Origin of the sequence: Kitasatospora sp. NPDC127116 (assembly GCF_042677365.1) — a bacterium.
Taxonomy (GTDB): Bacteria; Actinomycetota; Actinomycetes; order Streptomycetales; family Streptomycetaceae; genus Kitasatospora; species Kitasatospora lactacystinica.
Window position 1 is genome coordinate 19,258 of the sequence record NZ_JBHXTL010000090.1, and the last position, 23,657, is coordinate 42,914.

At 74.7% G+C, this 23,657-nt stretch carries 19 protein-coding genes; 9 read left to right on the top strand and 10 right to left on the bottom strand.

The window, feature by feature from the left end; all coding sequences use genetic code 11:
* Positions 1–157: 157 nt before the first annotated feature.
* The 5 genes from ACFVHV_RS29855 (at position 158) to ACFVHV_RS29875 (ending at position 6,112) form a co-directional block, all read left to right on the top strand.
* Positions 158–1,168 carry a helix-turn-helix domain-containing protein gene (locus ACFVHV_RS29855; protein ID WP_380355052.1) on the top strand — a complete coding sequence of 337 codons (1,011 nt, stop codon included), beginning with the start codon at positions 158–160 and terminating at the stop codon, positions 1,166–1,168.
* Between the two features lie 23 nt (positions 1,169–1,191).
* Positions 1,192–2,160, top strand: a complete 969-nt coding sequence (locus tag ACFVHV_RS29860; RefSeq protein ID WP_380355055.1) for a helix-turn-helix domain-containing protein — start codon at positions 1,192–1,194, stop codon at positions 2,158–2,160.
* A 177-nt stretch (positions 2,161–2,337) separates the two neighbouring features.
* Complete coding sequence (locus ACFVHV_RS29865) at positions 2,338–2,739, top strand: YccF domain-containing protein (RefSeq protein WP_380355058.1); 402 nt, start codon at positions 2,338–2,340, stop codon at positions 2,737–2,739.
* A gap of 243 nt (positions 2,740–2,982) precedes the next feature.
* The gene (locus ACFVHV_RS29870; RefSeq protein WP_380355060.1) at positions 2,983–3,624 is read left to right on the top strand and encodes a TetR/AcrR family transcriptional regulator; all 642 of its coding nucleotides are present in this window, start codon (positions 2,983–2,985) and stop codon (positions 3,622–3,624) included.
* Between the two features lie 49 nt (positions 3,625–3,673).
* A complete protein-coding gene (locus ACFVHV_RS29875; protein ID WP_380355063.1) occupies positions 3,674–6,112 on the top strand; it encodes a LuxR C-terminal-related transcriptional regulator in 2,439 nt (812 codons plus the stop codon).
* 65 nt (positions 6,113–6,177) lie between these two features.
* Here ACFVHV_RS29875 and ACFVHV_RS29880 read toward each other — a convergent pair whose 3' ends face one another.
* Positions 6,178–6,339, bottom strand: a complete 162-nt coding sequence (locus ACFVHV_RS29880; protein ID WP_380355066.1) for a hypothetical protein — start codon at positions 6,337–6,339, stop codon at positions 6,178–6,180.
* Positions 6,340–6,514: 175 nt separating this feature from the next.
* Complete coding sequence (locus ACFVHV_RS29885; RefSeq protein WP_380355068.1) at positions 6,515–6,682, bottom strand: hypothetical protein; 168 nt, start codon at positions 6,680–6,682, stop codon at positions 6,515–6,517.
* Positions 6,683–6,982: 300 nt separating this feature from the next.
* Between ACFVHV_RS29885 and lxmK the strand changes: the two genes are divergently transcribed.
* The 3 genes from lxmK to ACFVHV_RS29900 are packed head-to-tail and all read left to right on the top strand — an operon-like array spanning position 6,983 to position 10,269.
* Positions 6,983–8,155 carry a class V lanthionine synthetase subunit LxmK gene (gene lxmK, locus ACFVHV_RS29890; RefSeq protein WP_380355071.1) on the top strand — a complete coding sequence of 391 codons (1,173 nt, stop codon included), beginning with the start codon at positions 6,983–6,985 and terminating at the stop codon, positions 8,153–8,155.
* Between the two features lie 52 nt (positions 8,156–8,207).
* Entirely contained in the window at positions 8,208–9,245 is a 1,038-nt protein-coding gene (locus ACFVHV_RS29895; protein WP_380355074.1) for a T3SS effector HopA1 family protein, read from the top strand.
* 10 nt (positions 9,246–9,255) lie between these two features.
* On the top strand, positions 9,256–10,269 hold the full coding sequence (locus ACFVHV_RS29900; protein ID WP_380355076.1) for an LLM class flavin-dependent oxidoreductase: 1,014 nt from the start codon (positions 9,256–9,258) through the stop codon (positions 10,267–10,269).
* A gap of 45 nt (positions 10,270–10,314) precedes the next feature.
* Here ACFVHV_RS29900 and ACFVHV_RS29905 read toward each other — a convergent pair whose 3' ends face one another.
* From ACFVHV_RS29905 to ACFVHV_RS29940, 8 genes are all read right to left on the bottom strand, one after another.
* Complete coding sequence (locus ACFVHV_RS29905) at positions 10,315–10,746, bottom strand: SRPBCC family protein (protein WP_359905476.1); 432 nt, start codon at positions 10,744–10,746, stop codon at positions 10,315–10,317.
* 81 nt (positions 10,747–10,827) lie between these two features.
* Positions 10,828–12,459 (bottom strand): AMP-binding protein, encoded by a 1,632-nt coding sequence (locus ACFVHV_RS29910; RefSeq protein WP_380355083.1) that lies wholly within the window; start codon positions 12,457–12,459, stop codon positions 10,828–10,830.
* Between the two features lie 140 nt (positions 12,460–12,599).
* Entirely contained in the window at positions 12,600–12,839 is a 240-nt protein-coding gene (locus ACFVHV_RS29915; RefSeq protein WP_359905472.1) for a chaplin, read from the bottom strand.
* Between the two features lie 99 nt (positions 12,840–12,938).
* The gene (locus ACFVHV_RS29920) at positions 12,939–13,307 is read right to left on the bottom strand and encodes a hypothetical protein (protein WP_359905469.1); all 369 of its coding nucleotides are present in this window, start codon (positions 13,305–13,307) and stop codon (positions 12,939–12,941) included.
* The gene (locus ACFVHV_RS29925; protein ID WP_380355087.1) at positions 13,304–15,880 is read right to left on the bottom strand and encodes an Hsp70 family protein; all 2,577 of its coding nucleotides are present in this window, start codon (positions 15,878–15,880) and stop codon (positions 13,304–13,306) included. Before ACFVHV_RS29925 ends, ACFVHV_RS29920 begins: the two co-directional genes overlap by 4 nt.
* A gap of 31 nt (positions 15,881–15,911) precedes the next feature.
* Positions 15,912–16,754 carry a nucleotide exchange factor GrpE gene (locus ACFVHV_RS29930; protein WP_380355089.1) on the bottom strand — a complete coding sequence of 281 codons (843 nt, stop codon included), beginning with the start codon at positions 16,752–16,754 and terminating at the stop codon, positions 15,912–15,914.
* Positions 16,751–17,173: a hypothetical protein gene (locus ACFVHV_RS29935; protein WP_359905463.1), complete on the bottom strand. Its 423-nt coding sequence runs from the start codon at positions 17,171–17,173 to the stop codon at positions 16,751–16,753. Before ACFVHV_RS29935 ends, ACFVHV_RS29930 begins: the two co-directional genes overlap by 4 nt.
* A 150-nt stretch (positions 17,174–17,323) precedes the next feature.
* Positions 17,324–21,490 (bottom strand): hypothetical protein, encoded by a 4,167-nt coding sequence (locus ACFVHV_RS29940; protein WP_380355092.1) that lies wholly within the window; start codon positions 21,488–21,490, stop codon positions 17,324–17,326.
* A 259-nt stretch (positions 21,491–21,749) separates the two neighbouring features.
* Between ACFVHV_RS29940 and ACFVHV_RS29945 the strand changes: the two genes are divergently transcribed.
* Positions 21,750–23,519, top strand: coding sequence for a hypothetical protein (locus tag ACFVHV_RS29945; protein WP_380355095.1), 1,770 nt, complete (start codon positions 21,750–21,752; stop codon positions 23,517–23,519).
* Positions 23,520–23,657 lie beyond the last annotated feature (138 nt).

Sequence of the window (23,657 nt, forward strand, 5' to 3'; positions counted from 1 at the left end):
GTTGCAGTGTAGGTGCACACATTGCACGGTTGGAATGCGCTGAGAGTCATGTGTCCGGCGACACACCGCCCGCAGTCGCTTCACAGTCATTCAGCCGCCGACGTAAGTCATCCCGTGTTCCATGCTGGATGCCGTACCGAGCGAAGGGAGAGGACCCATGACATCCGTGACCGACCCGGCCGGTTTCCCGAAGGACGGGAACACCGGTCATCGCCGGAGCCGGGCCGCCTCCATCGCCGCCATGCCCGTGACGGTCGCCCCGTACGAGGCTGCGTCGGCCCCGGGCCGGATGACGACCCGGCAGTTGGGGCACCTGCTCTTCATCACGACCCACGCCGGCCCTCGCCGCTTCACCCGCGGCCTGCGAGAGATCGCCCGCGGCACCCGGCAGGCCGAGGGGTACGTCGTGGTCGCCGTCATGGGGGCCACCGGTGCCGTGGTGCAGCAGGACGGCCGGACGGCCGAGGTCCCCGCGGGAGCGGTTTCCTTCTGGTACACGGAGACCCCCCATGTGGTCGACTACCCGGACGGAGTGGACGTCAGGGTGTGCCTGCTTCCCCGCCGGGCCTTCGGCGTGCGCGACGAGCAGCTGGAACGGGTGACGGCCACCGCGGCCGACGCCGGCGGCCCGGTGGCCGCCCTGGTCAAGCAGTCCCTGCTGACCTTGGTCGAGACGGCCGAGGACTGCCCGGCGCTCGTCGCCGGTCGACTGGCGTGCAACTTCGCCGACCTGGTGGCCGTCCTCGTCACCGAGCAGGCCGCCCGTGACGCGCCGGCCGCGGCGGACTCCCGCCACACCCGGATCTGGGAGATCCACGCCTACGTGGACCGGCACCTCAAGGATCCGGTGCTCGGGCCGCAGACGATCGCGGCCGCGCACCGCATGTCCGTTCGCTCCCTCCACAAGCTCTTCGAAGGGGAGGGGACCACCGTCAGCCGCCTGATCCAGCGCCGCCGGCTCCAGGCGAGTGCCGAGGACCTCTCCCGCGAGGACAGCGGCGACAGCACGGTCTCCGGCGTGGCGCAGCGGTGGGGCTTCGCCGATCCGGCCCACTTCAGCCGGCTCTTCCGTGCCTCGTACGGCGTCTCACCGAGCCAGTGGCGCGACACCCGCGGCGGCACCGGGCCGTCCGAGCCGCGGGCCCCCCGGGGCCGGGTGTCCCGGTGACCGATCGACCCGAGGGGAACCCGATGTCCGCCTCTCTATCCACCGCGTCGCTGTCCGCCTCCGACCGGGCGGAGAGCTGGCGGGACGCCGTGTCCCGCACCTTCGTGCCGATGACCGTGGACTTCCTGGAGGAGGAGCCGTCGCCCGGGGAGATCGTCGGCGACCGACTGGGTTGCCTGCGGATCTCCAGGGTCCAGGCCGGGCCCCAGATGGCGACCCGCTGCAGGCGCCTGATCGCCGACGGCGACTCGCCGACGCTCGTCCTCAGCCTCCAGGAACGGGGCACCGCCCTCAAGGAGCAGGACGGCAGGGAGACGCTCATCCGGCCCGGCGGGTTCTCCATCACCGACACCTCCCGGGTCTTCCGGACGAGGATGGAGGAGGAGTTCGTCTTCACCTCCTTCCACTTCGCCCGCGCCGACCTGGATGTGCGGGAGAAGGACCTGCGGGCACTCACCGCCACGGCGTTCAGCGGCGCCGAGGGCAGCGCCGCGCTGCTGACGGACTACCTGTCGAGGATGGCGAACGAGGCGGCGGAGCTGGACGAGGCCGTCGGGCGCCGGGCCGCGGCCACGGCACTCGACCTGCTGGCGCTGTTCGTCGACGACCGGGCCGGGCGCGCCCGGCCGCAGGGTTCACGGACAGCGGCCTCCTTCGAGCGGGTCAAGGAGTACATCCTGCGCAACCTCCGCGATCCGGACCTGTCACCGTCCACGATCGCGGCGGCGAACTTCATGTCCGTCCGCTTCCTCCACAAGCTGTTCCAGCAGGAGGGGGGCACCACGGTCGGCGGGTGGATCCGGACCCAGCGGTTGGAGCGCTGCCACCGGGACCTGCTCCGGCCGATGGCGGGGGAGCTCGGGGTGGCGGGGATCGCCCGGCGCTGGGGCTTCGCCAACTCCAGCCACTTCACCCGCGCCTTCCGCGCGGCCTACGGCATAACGCCGCGTGACTGGCAGGCCGGCGCCCATCACATGCGCCGGAACGGCTGATTCGTCTCCTTCGAAGGGCTCCGCGCTGCCACTCGAAGCCGAATCCGAAGAAATCCCCACCCGAGGCTTCAGCCCGGACCGGACCCTGAGGAACAACCCCTAAGGGCGTAGACACGCCCACCAGCGGGCATGGCACGGTCGTAGGGCAACGCCATCGGTCGTGAGAAGGTACCAAGCATGAGCGCAATAAGGTTCATCCTCAATGTCATCTGGTTGATTTTCTGCGGCATTTGGATGGCGCTTGCCTACACGCTCGCCGGAATCATCTGCTGCGTACTCATCGTCACGATCCCGTTCGGCATTGCTTCGTTCCGGCTCGCCGGCTTCATCCTGTGGCCGTTCGGGCGCACCGCGGTGGAACGGCCGGACGCCGGGCCGGCGTCGTGCGTGGGGAACGTCATCTGGCTGGTCTTCGCCGGGTGGTGGCTGGCGATCGGGCACCTGATCACCAGCATCCCGCTGTTCCTGTCGATCATCGGCATCCCCTTCGGCTGGGCCAACCTGAAGATGATCCCGATCTCGCTGATGCCGCTCGGCCGCGAGATCGTGCCGACCGACCAGGAGTGGGGCGCGCGGTAACCGCCACGAGCACCGATGGCCGGCGAGGACGGAGATCCTCGTCGGCCATCGCTGTTTGCGCCGGTCGGGCCCGTGGCGGCGCCGGGCGGAGGCGGAGGGGTGAACCTGCTCGTCGAAAGTACTTCCAGGGCGAACGAGCACGCGGTCTGGTCCCGTTGACTGGATGTCTGTACAGTCAACCGCCATGGCGGCCGAAGCCCTGGAGCCCGCGTGTCACCTCGCTCACCTCTTGTCAACGCCCGGTTGCGGGAAGCCTCCCGCGAGCGGATCGTCACCGCCGCCATCGACGTCCTGGCCAGGAAGGGCTTCCATCAGGCCACCGTCTCCGACATCACCGAGCTGGCAGGTGTCTCGCGCGGGCTGATCAGCTACTACTTCCCGACCAAGCACGCACTCGCGGACGAGCTGCTGGACCGCTACCTGGAGGGCGTCCACCAAGTCCTGGACGTCGAGGGCACTCCGGACGAGCGGTTGTCCGCCATCATCGACCGCGCACTGCTGGCGGCCCACCGCACGCGTCACATCCAGCAGATGGCCCTGGGCCTCATGATCGATCCGGGGACGCATCAGCTGTACGCGGCGGCGGAGGCCAGGAAGGACCGGCTGCTCGCCGAACTGGAGGAGCGGCTCCGCGAGTTGTTCCACGCCCGCGGCGCCGAGGACCCCCATCTGGAGGGGATCATGCTCCGCAGCCTGCTGGAAGGCGTGACGGTCAAACTCGTCATCTACGCCGACCAGTACCCACTGGAGCCGATCCGCCGCCGGATCCTTGCGATGTACCAACTCCCGTGCCCGACAACTGATCTGATCGAGCATCACCCCAGGCCGGCCGGGCCGATGCGCGCCACCGGCGCGACGCCCGAGCCGACCGGCCCGTCGCAGTGAACCCACACGGCCGGGTCACCCACCGCGCCGGCACGTTCTGGAGACGCGTATGACGTCCGCTGATTTCGCCGTCGCGGCAGCGACGGCGGCCGACCGGCTGTCCGGAACCGGACCGCCGACCGTCGCCCGACCGCCCGCCGTCACCGGCCCGTTCCCGGTGGAGACGGTCGGGCGGGCGGGCGAGCTCGCCGAGGTACTGGCCGTGCTCGAACGGCCGGACGTCGACGGCGTGCTGCTGTCCGGGGCGCCGGGGATCGGCAAGAGCCGGCTCGCCGAGGAGGTCGCGCTCGCCCACCGGACCCGCACCGGCGGAACGATCGGCCGGATCGCGCCGGCGCCCGGGGACGGCTGGGCGGACGGCCTGCGCCGCTGGATCACCCGGACCCGCGAATCCGAGGACGCCCCGTCCGTGCTGCTGTTGGACGGCGCGCGACGCGACCCCGACCGGCAGGTCCTGGCCCGGCTGGCCCGGGCGCTGGCCGGGACGGGCGTCAAGGCCCTGGTCACCGCGCGCCGGCCGGTGGCGCAGGACGGCTTCGCACACCGGAGCGTTCCCCCGCTCCCGGTGCCGCTGGACTGCTGCGCCATCGACGTCGAGGCGCTGGCCTCGGTGCCCTCCGTCGAGCTCTTCGTGGCCTGCCTGCGCGCCTTCAACCCCGCTTTCCAGGTCGAGCGCCACAACCAACTGGCCGTCGCCCGCGCCTGCGTGGAACTCCACGGCAACCCCGGGGCGATCGGCCTGGCCGCACGGATCGCGGCCCTGGAGGGGCCGGAGGTCCTCTGGGCCGCGCTCGACGGCCAGTCCCCCCGGGCCGGAGCGCTTCCGGACCGGCCCCGGCCCGCCATCGACGGCCTCGCCCGGTTACTGGACGCGTACGGCCCGGACGACACCGAGCCCGAGGCGCTGCGCGGCCTGAGCCACGCCGGACGCCGACTGCTCGCCTGCGCCCGCGTGTTCAGCGGCGGCGCGGGACCCGAGTCGCTCCGGCAGATCTCCGGGGTCGGCCTCGACGAGTACCCGGCCGCCCTGGAGTCACTGCTCGGCCGGCACCTGCTCAGCCTCTCCGCGCTTCCCTCGGGCCGTCTCGACGGCTACACCCGTACCCGGCTGCACCTCTCCTTCGGCCGCTGGTCGTACCGACCGGACAAGCAGACGGGTGAGTCGGCGAACGGGCTGGAGGACGTCCGGCTCGCCCACGCCCGGCACCACGCCCGGCTGGCCGGATCCACCGTCCGCCTCATGACGGGCGGCCCGCAGGCCGGGGGGATCATCGCGTTCCGCAGCGAGGAGGGGAACATCCGCCGGGCGCTCGACACACTGGTCGCCGCCGGGCTCGCGGAAGAGGCGCTCGACCTCGCCGAGCTGTCCCGGGTGTACCACTACGCGATCGGCACCCCGTTCGACTGGCCCGCCGGACTGGCCTCGCTGGGCGGCCCCGACGCCGACCGGGACAGCCGGTGGCGGGCGGCCCTGTTGCTGGCCGAGGCCGCCGTCCGCAACGACGAGCCGGAAGCGGCGCTGGCCATCCTCGACGGTGTTCAGCCCGGCGACGCGGGACACGAGGCCCCGGCGGACGGCGGGTTCAGTGTCAGGATCACGCACCTGCGCGGGATCGCCATCACCCCGAGCCGCCCGGACGAGGGGCTCGCGCTGCTCCACCGGGCCATCGAACCGGGCGCCGACGGCGGCCATCTGGCCCGTCGCCGGCTGCTCGACACCGCGCTGGCCGAGTTCCTCCACCGCTCCGCGGGCACCGCGGCCGCGCTCGCCACCCGCGCGCTCGCCGAGGCCATCCAGGCCCGGGACAACCTGGTCGCCGGCCTCGCGCTGCTGCACTTGAGCGCGTTCGCGGCGGCGGCGGGACGAGCGGCCGACTCGACCAACTACCTCGACCGCGCACTGGCCACGCTGCGCCCGCTCGGAGCCCCGGCCGCGCTCGGCGCGCTCCTCGCCCTGATGGGCAGCCCGCTGCTGCCGGGCCCCGCCGCGCGCGCCGCCGCGGTCGCCCGGGCGCTGGGCTGCTTCCACACCGTCCGGCGCCACCTGCTCGACGACCCGACGGAACCCGACTTCACCGTCGGCCGGGTCGAGCGGCGGCTGCTGCTCGGCGACCGCGAGTCGCTCGCCGCCATGGCGGCCGGTTCAGTGGTCGAACTCCCGGACCTGATACGTGACTTCGCGCTCGGCTGCGTCGCCGCGCGGACGCCCGGCGACCCGTCGGAACCCGTTCCGGACCGGCCCGCCGTGTCCCCCCGGGCCACGGCGGCCGAGCCGTCCGCCGACGCGATACTGACGCCTCGTCAGAGCGAGGTCGCCCGGCTGATCGCCGAGGGCCTGAGCAACAAGCAGATCGCCCGGCAACTGACCATCTCCGAATGGACCGTGGTGAACCACATCCGCGAGACCATGCGCAAGCTCGGCTGCTCCTCCCGGGTGGCGATCGCCGGCTGGGTCCACCGCACCGCGTCGACCCCCCGGGAGCGCTGAGCGCCGAACGCCGCCGCCGGCACGGCCCGAAGCCCGTGCCGGCGCCACGACACGGAGCCGAACGCTCAGTTGCAACCCCTCACGATGACGGTGACCAACACCGAGATCGAGACCGTGATCGCGGGCGTGAACCCCTCCGTCCCGTCGGGGATCGACACCAGGTCGTTCCGCGCCGCATTCGGCGTGGTGTAGGCGGCGTAACCACCCATCAGGTCACTGCTGTCCATGCTGACTCCATTCGCTCACTCATCCGCTGCCGGTCGCAGCACCACGGGGACCCCGCCCCTTCGGGCTCGGTCAGGTAGGCGGGCTGTACGGGGCGCGGAGCCCGGCCGCCACGGGATCGCGGCGGCGCGGGGTCCGTGCCGTGGGAGCCCGAGCCGGACGCTCGGAGCGTCCCTCCTACAGGAGGGACATGGTGGCCGGGCTCACGATGATCGAGATCACCGAGATGAAGGTGACGACGGGCGTGAACCCCTCCGTCCCGTCGGGGATCGACACCAGGTCGTTCCGCGCCGCACCCGGCGTGGTGTAGGCGGAGTAACCACCCATCAGGTCACTGCTGTCCATGCTGACTCCATTCGCTCACACGTCCGCTGCCGGTTGCAGCACCATCAGCACACCAGCCGCCGCCCCCACCCGCCCAGAGGCAGACAACTGCGCCCCCGGGAAGGCGAATCCGGATCTCCCGCCAGTTCCCTGCCGGCACGTCCGACGTCCGGTCGGAACCTCACCGTTGCGCCCGCCGTCCGGCAGGGACGTGCGGCGCACTACCCCGTCCGGCAGGGCCCTGCCACCCCCGCCGCGGGCCGTGCCCGGCAGGTCCGTGCGGCTGCCCGTCAGGGGGTGCCGCCGCCTACCGTGGCTCCCATGGCAGCGACGATCACCGCGATCCGGGACACGGCCGGAACGCCGACGGGGCCGGTCCCCGCCACGGACCCCACCGGCGTCTTCGCACCGGTTCCACTCGACCACGTCCCCGATGTCGTCCAGGCTCTCGAACGCCTGGGCGTGGCACCGTTCGCGGACCGGACGCCCATCAGCCGGCCCGGACGGAACGACAACTGGGCGGGCCCGACCGCCGACGGCCGGGAGGTTTTCGTGAAGCGGCTCGCGCAGCCGCTCGCCGCCGAACGCTTCGACCGGGCCCGCGCGTTCGAACAGGTGCTGGCCGCCGGTCGCCCTCCGGAGCACTGGCACTCGCCGGCCTTCCTCGGCGCCGACCCCGGGGCCCTGCTGCTGGTGCACGAGCGCCTGGTCGACGCGGTGCCGGGCAACCTGCTCGCCGATCAGGGCCGCTTCGACGCCGCGCTCTCGCACCGGGCCGGCCTGGCGCTCGCGGAACTGCACCGCATGCCGGTCCACCCCGCCGACCTGCCCGAGCCCGCCACCGGAGGGCGGGAAGGGTCCACCGCCCGGCTGGCCGAGCTGACCGCCGAGGACTACGCCGCCGCCAGCGGGGGCGAGTTGGAGGTGTGGTCGATGCTGCAGCACGACAAGCGGGTCCGGGCCGCCCTGCGGGAACTGGCCGGGTCGAGCGCGGCCGCGCCCGCGGTGCCGATCCACGGCGACCTGCGGCTCGACCAGTTCCTGCTGTCCGGCGACGACCTGTACCTGACGGACTGGGAGGAGTTCCGGATCGCCGACCCGGCCCGGGACGTCGGCGCGTACGTCGGGCAATGGCTCCACCGGGCGGCCGTCGGAATGTTCGCGGGCCTCGGGCCGGACACCCCGGTCCCGCCCGCCGAGGTCCACGAGGCGCTGATGCGCAGCGGCGCCGAGCAGCTCGACGCGGTGCGTCCGCAGATCGCCGCGTTCTGGTCCGGCTACCGCCGGGTTCGCTCCGAACCCGCCGCCGACGAAAGGCAGTTCACCGCTCGGGTGACCCGGTACGCGGGCTGGCACCTGTTCGAGCGCACGATCGCCACGGCGGCCCTCACCCACCGCCTCACCGCCGTCCTCCGCGGGGCCGCCGGGGTCGGCCGCAACGCGCTGCTCGACCCGCTCCGGTCCGCCGAGGTGCTCGGCCTCGTCCAGGACTGACCGCGGGCCCACGCCCACTCGTACGGATCGACAACGGGATCAGGAGACGATCGTGTCCCATCAGCATTCCCCGGCCCCGCTCTCCCCGGCCCTGCGCGCGGCGCTCGGCGGCCTGCGGATCACCGACGGCACGCCGCGGGTCGAGGTCGACGACGACCTGGTGGTCGCCGCGGACACCTGGGGCGAACTGCGCTCGGCGCTGGCCGGCCTGCTGTACGAACGCTGGCACGCCGGCATCGTGCGCCAGGAGGGCCCGGCCCGGATGCCGCGGCGCAGCGAGACCTTCGAGCGCGAGCTGATCGCGGCCACCGGCCACACCCGGACCGTCGCGGCGGGTGTGCTCCGCTCGCCGGTCGAGGCCGCCGACGGCGGGGCGGACGGTCCGGTGCGGGTCGAGTTGGGCCGGGTGCTGGTCGGCGTGCGGCCCGGCGCGGTGCGCTCGGACGGGCCGCCGGCCGTCGGCCGGCCCTGCGTGGTCGAGCTTCCGGCGGTGCGTCCGGCGCTGTCGCCCGGCTTCCTGCTGGTCGACGGGCCCGACGGTTCGCCGGTCCGGTCCGGCGAGGTGCTGCGGCTGTACGTGCACCTGGCGGAACCCGGTGCCGCCCCGCCGGTGTGGCGGGCACTGCTGGAGCGGCTGGCTGGCCTGGGTGTGCGGTACCGGGCGAAGGTGCTGTCCCGTCCGTGGACGTATCCGCGCCGGGACGCCGTGGTGGTGTACCTCGGCGCCGCGGACGCGGCCGTCGCGCCGGTGCTCGCGGACGCCGTGGCGGGCCTTCCGGGAGTCGCCGGGGACGCGTCGGTCTTCGCCTCCCCGCTGCGCCCCGGTGTCGCGCTCGCCTGGGAGCCGCGCGACGAGCGGGACGGCTGGGGCGGGCGCAGCTTCGGCCAGCACCGGGCGGCGGCGGTCGCCGACGGTGTCGTGCGCCGTGCGACCGATCCGGCGGGCCCGCCGTTGGAGGAGCAGGTCGCCCAGGCCCTGCGCGAGGCGTCGGCGTCCCCCGCCGAGCCGGCCCGCAACCTCGGTTCGCCGGCCCTGCCGGCACCGGCCGTGCCGGTTGCGGATGTGCCGGATGCGGAAGTGCTGGTCTGAGGTGGCGGGGATGACGAGTTCGCGCAAGGTCTCGGTGCTGTATCCCGTCCAGGTCCAGGACCCACGGGATGTCCTGCCGCTGGCCGAGCTGGTCCGGGAGGGGGGCGCCGCGCGGCTCTGGCTGGGCCAGTCGGTGGCGTTGGAGTCGCATCATGTGCTGGCGTATCTGGCGGGTGCGGGCTACCGGATCCCGGTCGGCCTGTCCGTGGCGCTGACGGCGCTCCGGCATCCGTACGACGCGGCCGTGCAGGCCCGCACGCTCGGCGCGCTGACGGGCCATCCGCCGGTGGTGGGTTACGGGGCGGGCGAGCCCGGCTTCGTGGCCGCGCTGCGCGGCGCGCCCTACGCCCGTCCGGCGGCGGCGGTGGCGGAGTACCTGGACGTCCTGCGCCGGCTGCTGCACGAGGGGCGGTTGGACCACCACTCGGGGCCGCTGTTCCCGATGCGCGGGGTGGTGCTGCCCAGGATGTCGGCGCCGGCCGGAACCGCGCCGCCGGAGGTCGGCGCGGGTGTGCTGCGCCCCGGCATGGCCCGGGCGGCGGGTTCGGTGGCCGACACGGCGATCACCTGGCTGACGCCGCCCGCCTATGTGCGGGACGTCCTGGCTCCGGCCCTGGAGAAGGGCGCCCGCGACGCCGGGCGGGAGCGGCCGCGGATCGTCACCGTCGTCCATGCCGTGCTGGACCGGCCGGGGCGCAATGCGATGGTGCTCGCCCAGCGCGGGACCAGATTTCATCTGTGCGCGCCCCACTACGTGGACATGCTGCGCCGGGCGGGTCTGGACCTCGATGTGTCCGACCCCGTCTCGTCCGCCCGGGAGTTGGTCGAGGAGGGCGTCTTCCTGTTCGGCGGTCTCCGGGAGATCCGGGCGGGCATCGAGCGCCATTTCGAGGCCGGTATCGACGAAGTGGTGATCAACCCGGTCGCTGTCGCGGAGTCCTACGGCGTCCCGGCGGCGGTCGCCGACCTGCAGGAGATCCTGGAGGGCGGCACCCCGGACCGGTCCCTGAGGCACACCCCCTGAGGGCCCGCGGCGGGAGGGGAAGCACAGGTCCGTACGGGAGGGCGGTCACCCCGTGAGCCGTCCCTCCAGGGCCCGCAGGTCCGCGGTGAGCGCGGTGCGCACCCGGTGGGACAGCAGCGGGCCGGTCAGGCGGAAGCCGCCGCGGACGCGGATGCGGGCGAAGGTGCCGGCCTGGGTGGGCTCGAAGGTGCAGGTGACGCGCATGGGCATCGGTCCGGCGACGGAGACCATGTCGAGGAGCGTCGGCGGGTCGTGGCGTGCCACCCGCAGCACGTACGAGAAGGTCCGGCCCAGGAAGCGGGCGGTCCGGGTGATCTCGGCGCCCGCGCCGAAGCCGCCGGTGTCGGCCTCCCGGGTGAGGGTGGCGTCGCGGATGCCCTGGGTCCACTCGGGGTCGTGGCGCCAGTCCATCGCGTAGGCGGCGACCGTGGCGGGCGGGAGGGGGATCAGGCGTTCCACTGTGACGTCGAGGGGCATGATCACACTCTCCCGCCGGGCGGGCCACCGCGCTCCCCGGACGCGCCCGGGCGGAGGGGCGCCCGGGCCGGGGCGCGGGGTCTACAGCCCCAGGATCCGCTGGGCCTCCGCCCGCATCTCGACCTTGCGGATCTTCCCGGTGACCGTCATCGGGAACTCCTCGACCACGTGCACGTAGCGCGGGATCTTGAAGTGGGCGAGCCGGCCGGCGCAGTACGCGCGGACGGTCTCGGCGGTGAGCGGCTCGGCGCCCTCCCGCATCCGGATCCAGGCCATCAGCTCCTCGCCGTACCTGGTGTCGGGGACGCCGATGACCTGGACGTCGAGGATGTCCGGGTGGGCGTGGAGGAACTCCTCGATCTCGCGCGGGTAGAGGTTCTCGCCGCCGCGGATCACCATGTCCTTGATCCGGCCGGTGATGGCGAGGTAGCCGTCCTCGTCCATCACCGCGAGGTCCCCGGTGTGCATCCAGCGGGCGGCGTCGACGGCCTCGGCGGTGCGCTCGGGCTCGCCCCAGTAGCCGAGCATGACGGAGTAGCCGCGGGTGCACAGCTCGCCGGGTTCGCCGCGCGGGACGGTGCGGCCGGTGGCCGGGTCGACCACCTTGGCCTCCAGGTGCGGGCCGACCCGGCCCACCGTGGCGACCCTGCGCTCGACCGGGTCGTCGACCCGGGTCTGGGTGGAGACCGGCGAGGTCTCGGTCATGCCGTAGCAGATGGACACCTGCGTCATGCCCATCCGGCCGATGACCTCCTTCATCACCTCGCTCGGGCAGGGCGAGCCGGCCATGATGCCGGTGCGCAGGCTGCCGAGGTCGTAGCGGTCGAAGTCCGGGTCGGCCAGCTCGGCGATGAACATGGTCGGCACCCCGTACAGCGAGGTGCAGCGTTCGGCGGCGACGGCGGCCAGGGTGGCGCCGGGCTCGAAGGAGGGGGCGGGGATGACCGTGCAGGCGCCGTGCGAGGTGGCGGCCAGGTTTCCCATCACCATGCCGAAGCAGTGGTAGAAGGGCACCGGGATGCAGATCCGGTCCTGCTCGGTGTAGTTGAGCAGCTCGCCGACGAAGTAGCCGTTGTTGAGGATGTTGTGGTGCGAGAGCGTCGCGCCCTTGGGGAAGCCCGTCGTCCCGGAGGTGTACTGGATGTTGATCGGGTCGTCGGGGGCCAACTCGCGCTGACGCTCGGCGAGTCGGGAGGGGTCGGCCCGCCTGCCGGTGGCGGTCACGGCTTCCCAGGCGGGGCTGCCGAGCAGCAGGACGCGCTCCAGCTCCGGGCAGCGGTGGCGGACTTCCTCGATCATCCCGGCGTAGTCGGAGGTCTTGAAGCGCTCGGCGGCGACCAGCAGCCGGATGCCGGCCTGGTTGAGCACGTACTCCAACTCGTGCGACCGGTAGGCCGGGTTGACCGTGACGAGGATCGCCCCGAGCTTGGCGGTGGCGTACTGGGTGAGCGTCCACTCGGCGCAGTTGGGGGCCCAGATGCCGACCCGGTCCCCCTTGGCGATCCCGAGCTCCAGCAGTCCGAGCGCCAGGGCGTCGACGTCGGCGGCGAGTTCGGCGTACGTCCAGCGGCGGGCGGTGGCCCGGTCGACCAGGGCGTCGCGCTCGGGGAAGGCGCGCACCGCGCGGTCGAGGTTCTCCCCGATGGTGTCGCCGAGCAGCGGGACGTCCGAGGTGCCGGAGGCGTAGCTGCGCGGGGTCGGCGTGGTCGGCACGGGCTGGCTCCTGGGGACGGCGGTGCGGGACGGGGACCATGGTCGCGGGCCCCGGCCCCGCGCCGCCACCCCCGAACGGGGGTGCGCACGCGGCGCTGGGGCCGTCCGTCGCGGTCGACGGGCGGCCCCAGCGCACGGGGTCACTTGTTGATGCAGGTGTTGCCGGTGACCGGGTTGAGGAGCGAGATGATGCCGATCGAGTTCCCGCAGACGTTGGCCTCCAGGTTGATCGGCACCTGGATCACGTTGCCGGACAGGATGCCGGGCGAGCCGATGGCGGCACCGTTGGCGGTGGCCTCGCCGGCGGAGGCGGTGCCGGCGCCGGCGAGGACCGCCGTGGCGGCGAGGGCGGCGGCGGCGAAGGTGGTACGCATACGCATTGCGTCACTCCTTGTGAGCAGAGCGGGTCGAAGTGTGACGATCACACCTCGCCCACGATCACAAGCGATCAGCTCCTCCGCACGCCGGATTGCCCCGTCCTAGGGCGTGTCGGCCTCCCGCCCCACCCGCGCCGCCACCGCGGGAGCGGCGACGTTCAGCGATTCCAGCAGCTCCCGGGCCGGATACAACCCCGGCTCGGCCGCCACCGCGCGGTGCAGCAGGCCGAGGGCGAGCGACTCGTTCCCGGCCGCCAGGGCGTCCAGCGCCCGGTTGTAGTCGATCCGTCCGGCGTAACGCAGCCGGAACAGCACGGACAGGTCCTCCCGGCAGGAGGGGCAGCGCAGGGTCTGCGGATCCGCCGGGACCCTGCACAGCGGGCACGGCACCTCGGGCGCGACCGGGATCCCCTGGACCCCCGGGGCCGCCGGGACCTCCGGCACCTGCGGGAAGGCGTCCACGGCGCTCATCGCGGCCCCGCCTCCTCGGGCCGGACCGGGCCGAGCGACTCCTGGGCCGGCTCGCTGCCCAGCTCCCGCTGCGCCTGCGCGTACAGGGCCAGCAGATTCGACATGTGGGTGTTGACCTCCGCCATGTTGGGCGCCTCCACCGCCTCGTCCAGCCCGCGCAGCTCCGCCATGATCAGCTGGCCCAGGGCGGGCGAGACCATGTTCTGGGTCACGTAGACGTTGCACATGGTCAGCATCCGCATGGTGTGCCCGAGCGCGTCGCACAGCTCGTCCGCCCGCTGGGCCGCGCGCACCGCGCCCTCCCAGTCGGCGGCCTCACGGCGCAGCCGCAGCTCCGCGGCCACCGACCGCAACTGGTCCAGGTCGCTCGGATCGAGGTGCTTCTCGCAGTAGTGGATGAACAGGCTCAGGTACGCCTCCGAACCGCGCACCCAGCGCTGGGCCTTGAGCTGCTGCTGGGCCCGCTCCAGCGCCGCGTCCACCGACCGGCCCCGGGTCTGCCCGGCCGCCAGGTCGTCCAGGCTGTCCATCAGCCGCTGCGCCTCGCGCATCTCGGCCTCGGTCAGCTCGCCGCCCCAGCGGTCGGTGAAGGACTCGATCTGCCGCTGCTGCTCCTCGACCTGCACCTTCAACTCGGGGTCGAGGGTGACCCGTTCCAGCTTGACGGTCTTCTCGGCGCCGCCCTGGATCCGCACCGACAGGGTGATGGTGCGGTCCCGGTCGAGGCCGAAGGAGACCTCCACCGGGGTGCGGCCGCCCAGGCCCTCGGGCAGCCGCAGGGTGAGGTGGCCGATCAACTCGTTCTGCTGGGCGATCTCGTGCTCGCCCTCGTAGACCGCGATCTCCAGCCGCTGCCGACCGCTGCCGGAGACCACGAACTCCCGGCTGACCGGCGAACTCGTCGGGTAGCTGGTGTTCTTGGGGATGATGACGGCGAGGCGGCCGTCGTTCAGCTCGATGCCGAGGTTCTTCGGGGTGATGTCGAACGGGTTGGTGACCTGCGCCAGCTCGCCGCAGCCCGGGCAGACCTCGCAGCCGGGCGGGTTCACCAGGCCGCAGGAGGCGCAGCGCAGGCCCACGTCCTCGGCGGCGGTGCCGGCCACCTTGGTGTGGCCGGGGGCGGCCGAGTTGAGCGGCTCGCCGCACAGTTCGCAGGCGGTGACGCCGGGGGCGGCCGGGGTGCCGCAGCGCGGGCAGTTGCCGCCGTGCACCACGGCGGTGGCCCGGGTCTGCTGCGGGACCGTCGCACCGGACCCGGTGGCGCCCGAACCGTCCAGCGCCCGCTCGCACTTGGGGCAGGCGGCGGCGTCGGCGTCGACCGGAATGTGGCAGGTCGGGCAGGAGACCCGGGCGCCGCCGAGCAGGGTGGTGGCGCAGTTGGCGCAGTTGGAGGCGGACAGGTCGCCGGGGGCCCTGCACTCGGGGCACTCCACCTCGCCGACCAGCGCGGACTGGACGGCCGCGCCGAGCGCCACGCACTGCATCGGGTTGACGCCGCGCCGGATCCGGCGCGGGCCGAATACCTCGCCGAGCCGGCGGGCGACCAGCGGGATCGCGGTCGAGCCGCCGACCAGCACCACCTCGTCGATGTCCCCGACCGTCAGGTTGGCCTGCATGATGGCCTTGTGGGTCAGTTCGATGGTGCGCTCGATCCGGGCCTCGATCAGCTCCTCGAAGCGGGCCCGCTCGAACTCCGTCTCCAGCACCAGCTGCCCGGCGCCCAGGCCCGGCAGGATGACCTCGGAGGACTCCTGGTTGGAGAGCTCGATCTTGATGGTCTCGGCGGTGGCGGCGATCTTCGGACGGTCGCGCAGGTCGGGCTGGTACTCCGCGCCGTACTCCTCGCGGATGTCCTCCAGCAGCGCGGTGGTGATCCCGCGGTCGAAGTCGTCGCCGCCGAGCAGGTTGTCGCCCTCGATGCCGAGTACCGAGACCGAGCCGGGCACCAGCAGCAGGATGGAGATGTCGAAGGTGCCGCCGCCGAGGTCGTAGACCAGGACGGTCCGCCCCTCGTCGCCCGCCTCGGAGGTGATGCCGTAGGCGAGGGCGGCGGCGGTCGGCTCGTTGATGATCCGCAGCACGTGCAGGCCGGCCATCCGGCCCGCCTCCTGGGTGGCGGCGACCTGCCGCTCGCCGAAGTAGGCGGGGACGGTGATGACGGCGCGGTGGAAGGGCTCGCCGAAGCGCTGCTCGGCGTCCTCCTTGAGGCGGTGCAGGATGATCGCGGAGATCTCGATCGGAGTGTACGAGCGGCCGTTGAACCAGACGTTGACGTCGCCGTCGGTGCCCGCGGTGACCTTGTAGTCCACCTCCTTCAGGGCCGCCTGCACCTGCGAGTCCTTGAACTTGCGGCCCATGAAGCGCTTGACCGAGCGGATCACGTTGACGCCGTCGACGGCGATCCGGCTGCGCGCGGTGGAGCCCACCAGCAGCTCGCCCTTGCGGCCGCTGCCGACCACGGAGGGCGTGGCCTCCTGGTTCTGCCGGTTGAAGATGATCTCCGGCTCGCCCCGGCGCAGGTGGGCGACCACGGAGTTGGTGGTGCCCAGGTCGATGCCGAGTGTGCGGTACATGTCGTTCCCCTCTTGCCCCTCGTGGTCCTGGCTACTTCTTGCGCTTGGCCTGCTTGGCCACGGCCTTGCCCCGGCGGCGGGCCCGGGGCGGGGCCGCCTTGGGCTGGGCCCGGGTGATCGGGTCGACGGCGGCGGCGGGCGCGGTCGCGAACGCGGCGGCGATGGCGGGCGGGACGGCCTCGGCGACCCCGGGCGTGTCCGGCGCCTCGGTCTCGGCGGGTGCGGCGGTCCCGGCGGTCTCGGCGGCTTCGGTGGCCTCGGTGGCTTCGGGCAGCTCCGGCTCCGGGAGCGGCGGCGGGAAGTCCTCCGCCGCGGCCCCCACCGGCCCGTCCCCGAGCTCCGGCCGCGGATCCGGCTCCGGCGCGGCGACCACCACCTGGGCCCGGCGCAGCACTTCGTCCCCCCAGAAGAACCCGGTCACCACCGTCCGCACCACCGTTTCCGGCGCCACCCCGGCGCGGGGCTCGGTGCCCACGATCTCGGTCAGGTCCGGGTCCGCCGTCATGCCCTCCAGCCGCATTGGCCGCACCCTGGCCTTGGCGAGTTGCCCGAGCAGCCGCCGCCGGGTGGCCTCCAGTCCGGCGCCGCGCCCGAGCGCCACCAGCTCGCGGTCCAGGCCGAGGGCGGCGAGCGCGTCGTCCACCTCGACCAGGATGCCCAGCAGTTCGCGCTGCTCGGCCCGGGCGGCCTGCTTCTGCTCCGTCAGCTTGCTCCCCAGCAGCGAGGCCCGGAAGAGCAGCCGGCCGAACGCCTGCTCCAGGTCGACGTCCTCGACGCCGGGCGGGATCTCCAGCCGCCGGCGGCCGTCGAGCGGGTCTGCGGCGGGCGCGAGAGTGGGAGCGTCAGTAGGTACGTGAGTGGGTGCGTCGGTCATTCGGGAACCTCGATCTGCGGCAGCACGGACAGGTCCGCCGCGTAGCGGGCGGGGACGGGCGGTTCGGGGTCGGCGCCGCCGGGAGCGGGCTCGGCGAAGTCGGCGGCCAGCTCGGCGCGGTGGAGGGCGGGCAGGGCGGCCGGCGGCAGCGGTGGGCGCTCGATCACCAGCAGCGGCTCGGCGAGCGCGGGGGCGAGCAGCTCGGCGGCCTGGTCGACCGGCTCGGGCGGGAGGGGCTGCTGGAGGTCCGCCTCCAGGCGCCGGTCCGGGTTGCGCAGCAGCGCGGCGGCCTCCTGGATCTGCTGGCGGGTGTACCGGCCGGCCCGCATCGCCGGTCCGACGGCGAGGTTGATCTCGCGCACGCCGGCCGTGAGCGGGATGCCCAGGACCTCGTACGGCGACGGTTCGTTCAGTGGCATGGCGGGCGGTCTCTCTCCTCACGGTGTCGGGGACGGCTCGGGGCGGCGGCCCGGGTGGCGGCCTGCGGTCTGCGGTCTGCGGTCTGCGGTCTGCGGTCTGCGGTCTGCGGCGTACGGTCTAGGACGACGCCAACTTCCCTGCGGTTGCCGTCAGTAGAGCGAGTTGATCCGCCGCTGCATGACGTGCAGCTCGACGTCGTCCGGGCTGTACTCGACGGCCTTGCGGGCCAGGTCCCGGGCCTCGCGCAGCTTCCGGGCATTGGCCTGCTGGACGGCGAAGGAGCCGTAGACGATGCCGAGTTCGCGGCGCAGCTTGTCGGTGTCCTCCGCGGTGCCGGACAGTTCGAGCGCCTCTTCCAGCAGCCGGATCGCCGCGCGGTAGCGGCGGCCCTCGTAGTGGCTGATGGCCTTGCCGCGCCAGACGCTGACCATCAGCCGGCGGATGTCGGTGGAGTCGTCGTAGGACCTGGCCTTCTGGAGCATCGCGGCCTGGTCGGTGAACGGCTGGTCCTCCATGCCGTCCACCACGTGGTTGGCGAGCATCACCGAGACCCGGCGCGGGGCCTCCTGTTCGACCCCGCCCTCCCATTCCGGGTCGGCGCGCAGCGCCTCGGCCATCCACTCGACGGCGCGCCGGCGGTCGTCGGCGAAGGCGGCCGAGCGGGCGAGCTGGCGCAGCACGAAGGCGAGGCCGAGCCGGTGGTCCGGATCGGGGTTGAGTTCGATCAGCGCCCGCCAGGCTTCGGCGGCCTCCACGAGTTCCGCGTCGGTGGCGTCGGCATGGCTGAGCTGGCCGGCCCGGTTGCCGAGGGCGGCCTCCAGGAAGTGGCGGGCGGTCGGGTCGCCGGGTGCCAGCTCCAGGCTCTTCTCCAGCAGGGCGAGGGCGCGGGGGTAGTCCTTGTCCTCGTTGTTGATCTTGCGCGCCCACTGGGCGTAGGTGGCACCGAGGTCGCCCTGCACCTCGGGGTCGTCGGGGGCCAACGCCAGGGCCTTCTCCAGGAGTTCGGCGGCCCCGGCCTGGTCGTCCAGGTTGTTCTTGAGCAGCGCGCGGGCCGCTCGCAGGCCGGACTCGGCGGCGATGGCGGCGGCGTCGGCGGGCAGCCTGGCACCGGGGACGGACCGGGCGCGGGTGAGGCTCTCCAGGGCCTCGCGCCAGTCCTGGTTGCGGTGGTGCTCGCGGGCCTGGCTGACCAGGGACTCGCCGAGCAGCGACTGCCAGTCCTCGCCGCGCCGCTGTTCGGGCACCGCGTCCAGGGCGGCGACGGCGGCGGCCTGCCGGCCCTGGAGCTGCAGGTAGCGCTGTGCGCCGAGGTCGCCGAACAGGCCGAGGGCCCGGGTGGGCGCGGGCGCGTCGGGGCCGGCGGGTCGCCGCCAGGCCCGTACGGCCTGTTCGAAGGCCTCGGCCCAGCCCGGGAGTTCGGGGTCGTCGCGGAGCAGCCCTTCGAGGGCGGGGCCGAGCGCGAGACGGCGGGCCGGGCGGCCGGGCAGGGTGATCCGGATGTCCTCCTGGGCGAAGGCGTCCGCGCAGTGCGCCTCCATGCCGAGGCGCAGCGTCCAGGCGGTGACCTCGTCGCCGCTGCGTCCGGCGGCCCGGTCCAGGGCGCGCAGGTCGTCGCGGAGGCGGTCGAGCAGGGCGGCGCGGGCGGCGGCCAGCCGCTGGGGTTCGGCGGTGCGGCCGGTGATCCGGGCGGACTCGGTCCACAGCTCGGGCTGGTGCAGGGCGGCGACCAGGCAGCCGAGCGTCCAGGCCCAGACCTCTTCGCCGGGGGCGTCGGGGACCTCGGGGACCTCGGGGACGCCAGGGGTATCAGGGGCATCAGGGGTGCCGGAGGCAGCGGCGGCGGCGAGCCGGTAGCCGGCCAGGCCGAGGGCGTGCAGCAGCCGGGGGTGGGCCGGGTCCTTGACCAGCAGCTCGCGGTAGACCTCCCAGGCCTCGCGGTGGCGGCCGTCGAGGGCGGCCTGGTGCGCCTCGTGCTCGGCCAGCAGGACGAGCGCGCCGGCCGCCCGCTCGCGGCCCGGCAGCTCGTGTCCGGGGGCGAGTCGGAGCGCCTGGCGCAGGTCGACGGCGGCCGGGCCGAGCCGCCCGGCCGCGAGGGCGGCGCCCGCCCGGCGGACCAGGACGGCGGCGCGGGCCGTCCCGGCGTCCGCGGGCAGGCCGGCCAGGGCGTCGTCCAGCCGGCCGAGTTCGGCGCGCAGCAGGGCCAGGTCGAGCCGGACGGGCGCGGCGGCTTCGCCCTCGCCGAGCGCCTCGGCCCAGCGGGCGAGCACGGGTTCGGCTTCTTCCGGGGTGCCGGCCCGCCGGGCGCAGTCGAGGACGGCGCGCAGGGCGGGGGCGGCGCAGCGCACGCAGCGGGCCGAGCCGGCGGCCTCGGGGGTGTGCTGGTGGTCGGTGCAGGCCTCGCGGCCGCAGCCGCCGCAGGTGCCGGCGGCGGGGCGGTCGCAGAGCGCGCAGTCGCCGGTGGGTGCCGCGCCCGCCGCCGTGCCCGAGGCCAGGAAGTACCGGTACCAGTCCAGTGCGGCGGCCCAGTTGCCGGCCCGTTCGGCGAGCAGGGCGCGCAGTCGGGCGGTCGCCGGGTCGCCGGCCGGGTCGGGCGGGCCGAGCAGGGCGATCGTCCGGGCCGGGCGGCCCGCCAGCAGGGCGACGGCGGCCAGGTGGTAGCGGTCGCGCAGGCCGCTGCCGGCGTCGAGCAGGGCGGTGACCGGCTCCGGGGTGCCCTCGGCCAGGGCGAGGGCGGCCCGCAGCCGGGCCTGGCGGTGGGTGAGGGCGCCGGGCAGGGTGTCGGCGAGGGCGAGCGCGGCGGCGGCGCGGGCGCGCGGTTCGGCGTGGTCCCGGCCGGTGACCAGCAGGTGGGCGGCCTCGCGCAGGGCGGCTTCGCGCAGGGCGGCCCGGTAGCCGGGGGCGGCCGGGTGCTCGGCGGTGGCCTGCTGCCAGAGTTCGCGGGCGGCGGTCGGGTCGGTGGCCAGGCGGGTGCGGGCGAGCCGGTCGCGGGCCAGGGCCCGGCGGGGGCCCAGGTCCTCGTCGTCGAGCGATTCCCAGCGGGCGAGGGCGCCGGCCGGGTCGTCGGCGCGGGCGCGGGCGAGGCCGTGGTGGAAGGCGGCGACGGCGGTCCAGCGGCTTCCGGGTTCGGTGTCGGCCTCGGCGCGCAGGACCGGCTCGGCCTGTTCGGCCTGGCCGGCGGCGAGCAGGGCGGCGCCGAGCCGGACCCTGGCGGGGCGCCAGTCGGGGGCCCCGCCGAGGCCGGCCCGGTAGTCGGCGGCGGCCTCGGCGGGGCGTTCGGCCCGCTCGTGCACCAGGGCGAGGCCGAACCGGGCCGGGGCGAAGTCGGGCCGGACGGTCAGGGCGGCGGTGAACTGCTCCCGGGCCGGTTCGTCGGCGCCGAGCAGCAGGGCGAGCCGGCCGAGGGCGTAGCGGGGGCGGGGGTCGGTCGGGCTCTCGCCGCCGGCGGCGGCGAGGTCGGCCCAGGCCTCCTCGGTGGCGCCGAGGCGCTGGCGGGCCAGGCCGCGGAAGAGCAGGCTGTCGGTGCGCAGGGCCGGGCCGCGCCCCCACGGGGAGGGTTCGCCGGGGCCGCGGCGCAGGGCCTCGTCGAAGGCGGTGACGGCGGGTCGGTCGCGGTGCAGGGTGTAGAGCTGGGCGCCCCAGCGGAACCAGAGTTCGCCGCTGCCGGTGGGGGCGGCGGCGGCGAGCAGGGCCTCGGCGTCGGCGGCCCGGTCGGTGGCGCACAGCAGGGCGGCCCGGGCGAGCACGGGCCAGTCCCGGCCGGGCAGGGCGGCGAGGGCGGCGGCGGTGACGTGTTCGCGCTGGTCGGGGGCGCCTTCGCGGCAGCGGTGCTGCAGCCAGTCGACGGTGCGGGCGGCGGCTTCGGCCTCCTCGCCGGGCTCGGCGCCCGCGGCGGTGGCCCGGAGGAAGGCGAGCAGCGGGCCGAGGTCGCCGTCGGGGGCCCGCATCCGTTCCTCGGCGAGGCGGCGCAGGCTCCACCGGGGCAGCTGCCGGGCCGGGTCGGCGAGCAGCGGGTAGGCCTCGCGGTGCAGGGCGAAGGTGGCCTGCTGGTCGCCGGTGGGGGCGGTGGCCTCGGCCTGGCCGAGCAGGGCGAGGCCGCGCTGCGGGCGCAGTTCCTCGGGGGCGTCGGCGAGTCGGCGGGCCAGCCGGGCGTAGCGGCGGCGGGCCTGGGCGGCCCGGCCGGCGGCGAGCCGTTCGGCGGCCGCGGCCAGCGCCTTCGTCACCGTCGCGGCGTCCAGGGTCCGTCGGCGGCGGGCCAGGACGACGGCGGCCACACCGGCCAGCGCCAGCACGACCAGCAGCACCGCTATCAGTGCCATGCACCGTCCCCCTGTGTTCGGACACCGACCATCGCATGATCAACTGCCTTTGGGCGATCATGAGTTGACGTCGTGTCGTGATGTTGCCCGGGCGCCATCAGAATAGGCCCTCGATCGGACGGACGAACAGGAAAGAGCACTATCCTGGGCATCGCGTCGCCGGCGGAACGGCAGCACGGCAGCGGCTCAACAGCAGCGCGCCAACAGCGCGTCCACAGCGGTCAGTAGCTTCGGGGGTCGTGTGTCGGAGTCGCGTTGGGTGCCCGGGCTCCGGTTCGGGCCGGAGTTCGACCCGGAGCAGTACGAACTCCTGGAGTTCCACCACCGGGGCGGTGAGGCCGAGGTGTGGCGGGCGGTTCGCACCGGACACAACGGGCGCAAGGAGCTGGTCGCCGCCAAGATCATGCTGGAGCGCGACCCGACCGAGGTGCGGCGCTGGCTCGGCCGCTGGGACGACGTCTCGCACAACGCGCACCGGCTGGGCGTCACCGACCTGGTGGTGCCCAGCTTCCTGCTCGGCCCCTCCCCGCACCGGCCCGGAACCCCGCCCGGCGGGGCGCTGCTGGGCTACCAGATCTCGCCCTGGGTCGAGGGCGCGCCGCTGCACACCTGGGCGCGCGGCCAGCGCGGCGGCCCGTCGGCGGTGGCGGAGGTGCTGACCCGGCTCTGCCGGATCGTCGACGAGCTGCACCGCAAGCGCTGGGTGCACCGCGACATCTCCCCCGCCAACGTCCTGGTGGACGGCCAGGGGCAGGTCAAGCTGATCGACCTGACCTTCCTCGCCCCGCTGGACCACACCCTGACGGTCGCGGTGTTCACCCCCGGGCACGTCCCGCCGGAGGCCGAGCAGGTGGGCGGCTTCCCGACCACCGCCAAGGACCTGTTCGCGGTCGGCACCCTCGCCCGCACCCTGCTGCTGCCCGACCACGGCCGGCTGGACCACCGGCTGGCCGCCGAGCAGGCCCGCGCCGAACTGCTGGCCGCGGGCTACGGCGAGGAGTTGGCGCGCTGGGCCTGCGAGCCGCTGGCCCGCGAGCCGGACCGCCGTCCCTCCCCGCTCGGCCCGTGGGCCGCCCGGGGCCGCGAACTGCTGCGCGGCCACCGGCCGGTGGCGCGCACCGCGGGTCTGGCCGTGCTGCCCGACCCGGCCGGAGGGCCGCTGGTGGTCACCGGCGGCGCCGACGGCACCGCGCTGGCCGGGCCGGGCAGCCGCGACCGGCGCCTTCCGGCCGGCCAGGGTCTTTCCGCCGTAAGGGAGTTGAGCGCCGGCTGGGCCGGACCCCAGGGCGAGCTGGTGGTCTGCGCCGAGGACCGCGGCGGCACCCTGTGGGTCGGTACGGCGACCGGCTGGTGGGAGGCGGCCCGTGGGGTCAACGGCCTGGCGGGCGGGGTCGGTTCGACCGGGGAGATGACGGTCTGGACGGCGGCCGGCGGCGCACTGCGCTCCTACCGCTGGGCCCCCGGCCGCACCCTGACCGGGCAGGAACACCCCGGCTGCCCGGCCGACCGGGTGCTCGCCGCCGAGGAGGAGCGGCCCGGCGCCTGGCTGCTGCTGGTCGAGCACCGCGAGCGGGTGCTGAGCTGGCGGCCCGGCGCCGCGCGGCCGCCCGTCCCGGTGGGCCCGGCCGGTCCGCTGCGCGCCGGGGCGCTGGCCCGCACCTCCGCCGGACCGCAGGCCGCCACCCTGCGGGCGGACGGCTCGGTCCAGTTGCACACCCTCGGCGCGGCCGGGGCGGGCACCGAGATCGGCGACGGCGAGCCCTCGCTCGGCATCGCCATGGTGGGCCACCGCGGCGGCCCGACCGTCGCACTGGCCGGCGCGGGCGGCGTACGGCTGCGGCTGCCGGCCGGCGGCGCCTCCCGTCGGCCGCGCTGGTGGCGGCCCACGCTGCGCCCGGCCACCCGGGTGGCGCTGGCCATGGGCGACGACTGGCGGCTGTGCCTGGCGGCGGTGGTGGAGGGCGAGTTGCAGGTGTGGCAGGAGGACGCGGCGTACCGCTGGCAGGCGGTGGGGCTGCCGGAGGACTGATCGGCCGGACCGACGCCCGATCGGCCGGACCGACGCCGAGGCCCCGGCACCCGTTGCGGGGTTACCGGGCCGCGGCCCGGCGGTGGGGGGTGGGTCGGGTCCTCGGCGCCGCCGCGCCCCGACGGCCCCCGGGGGCCC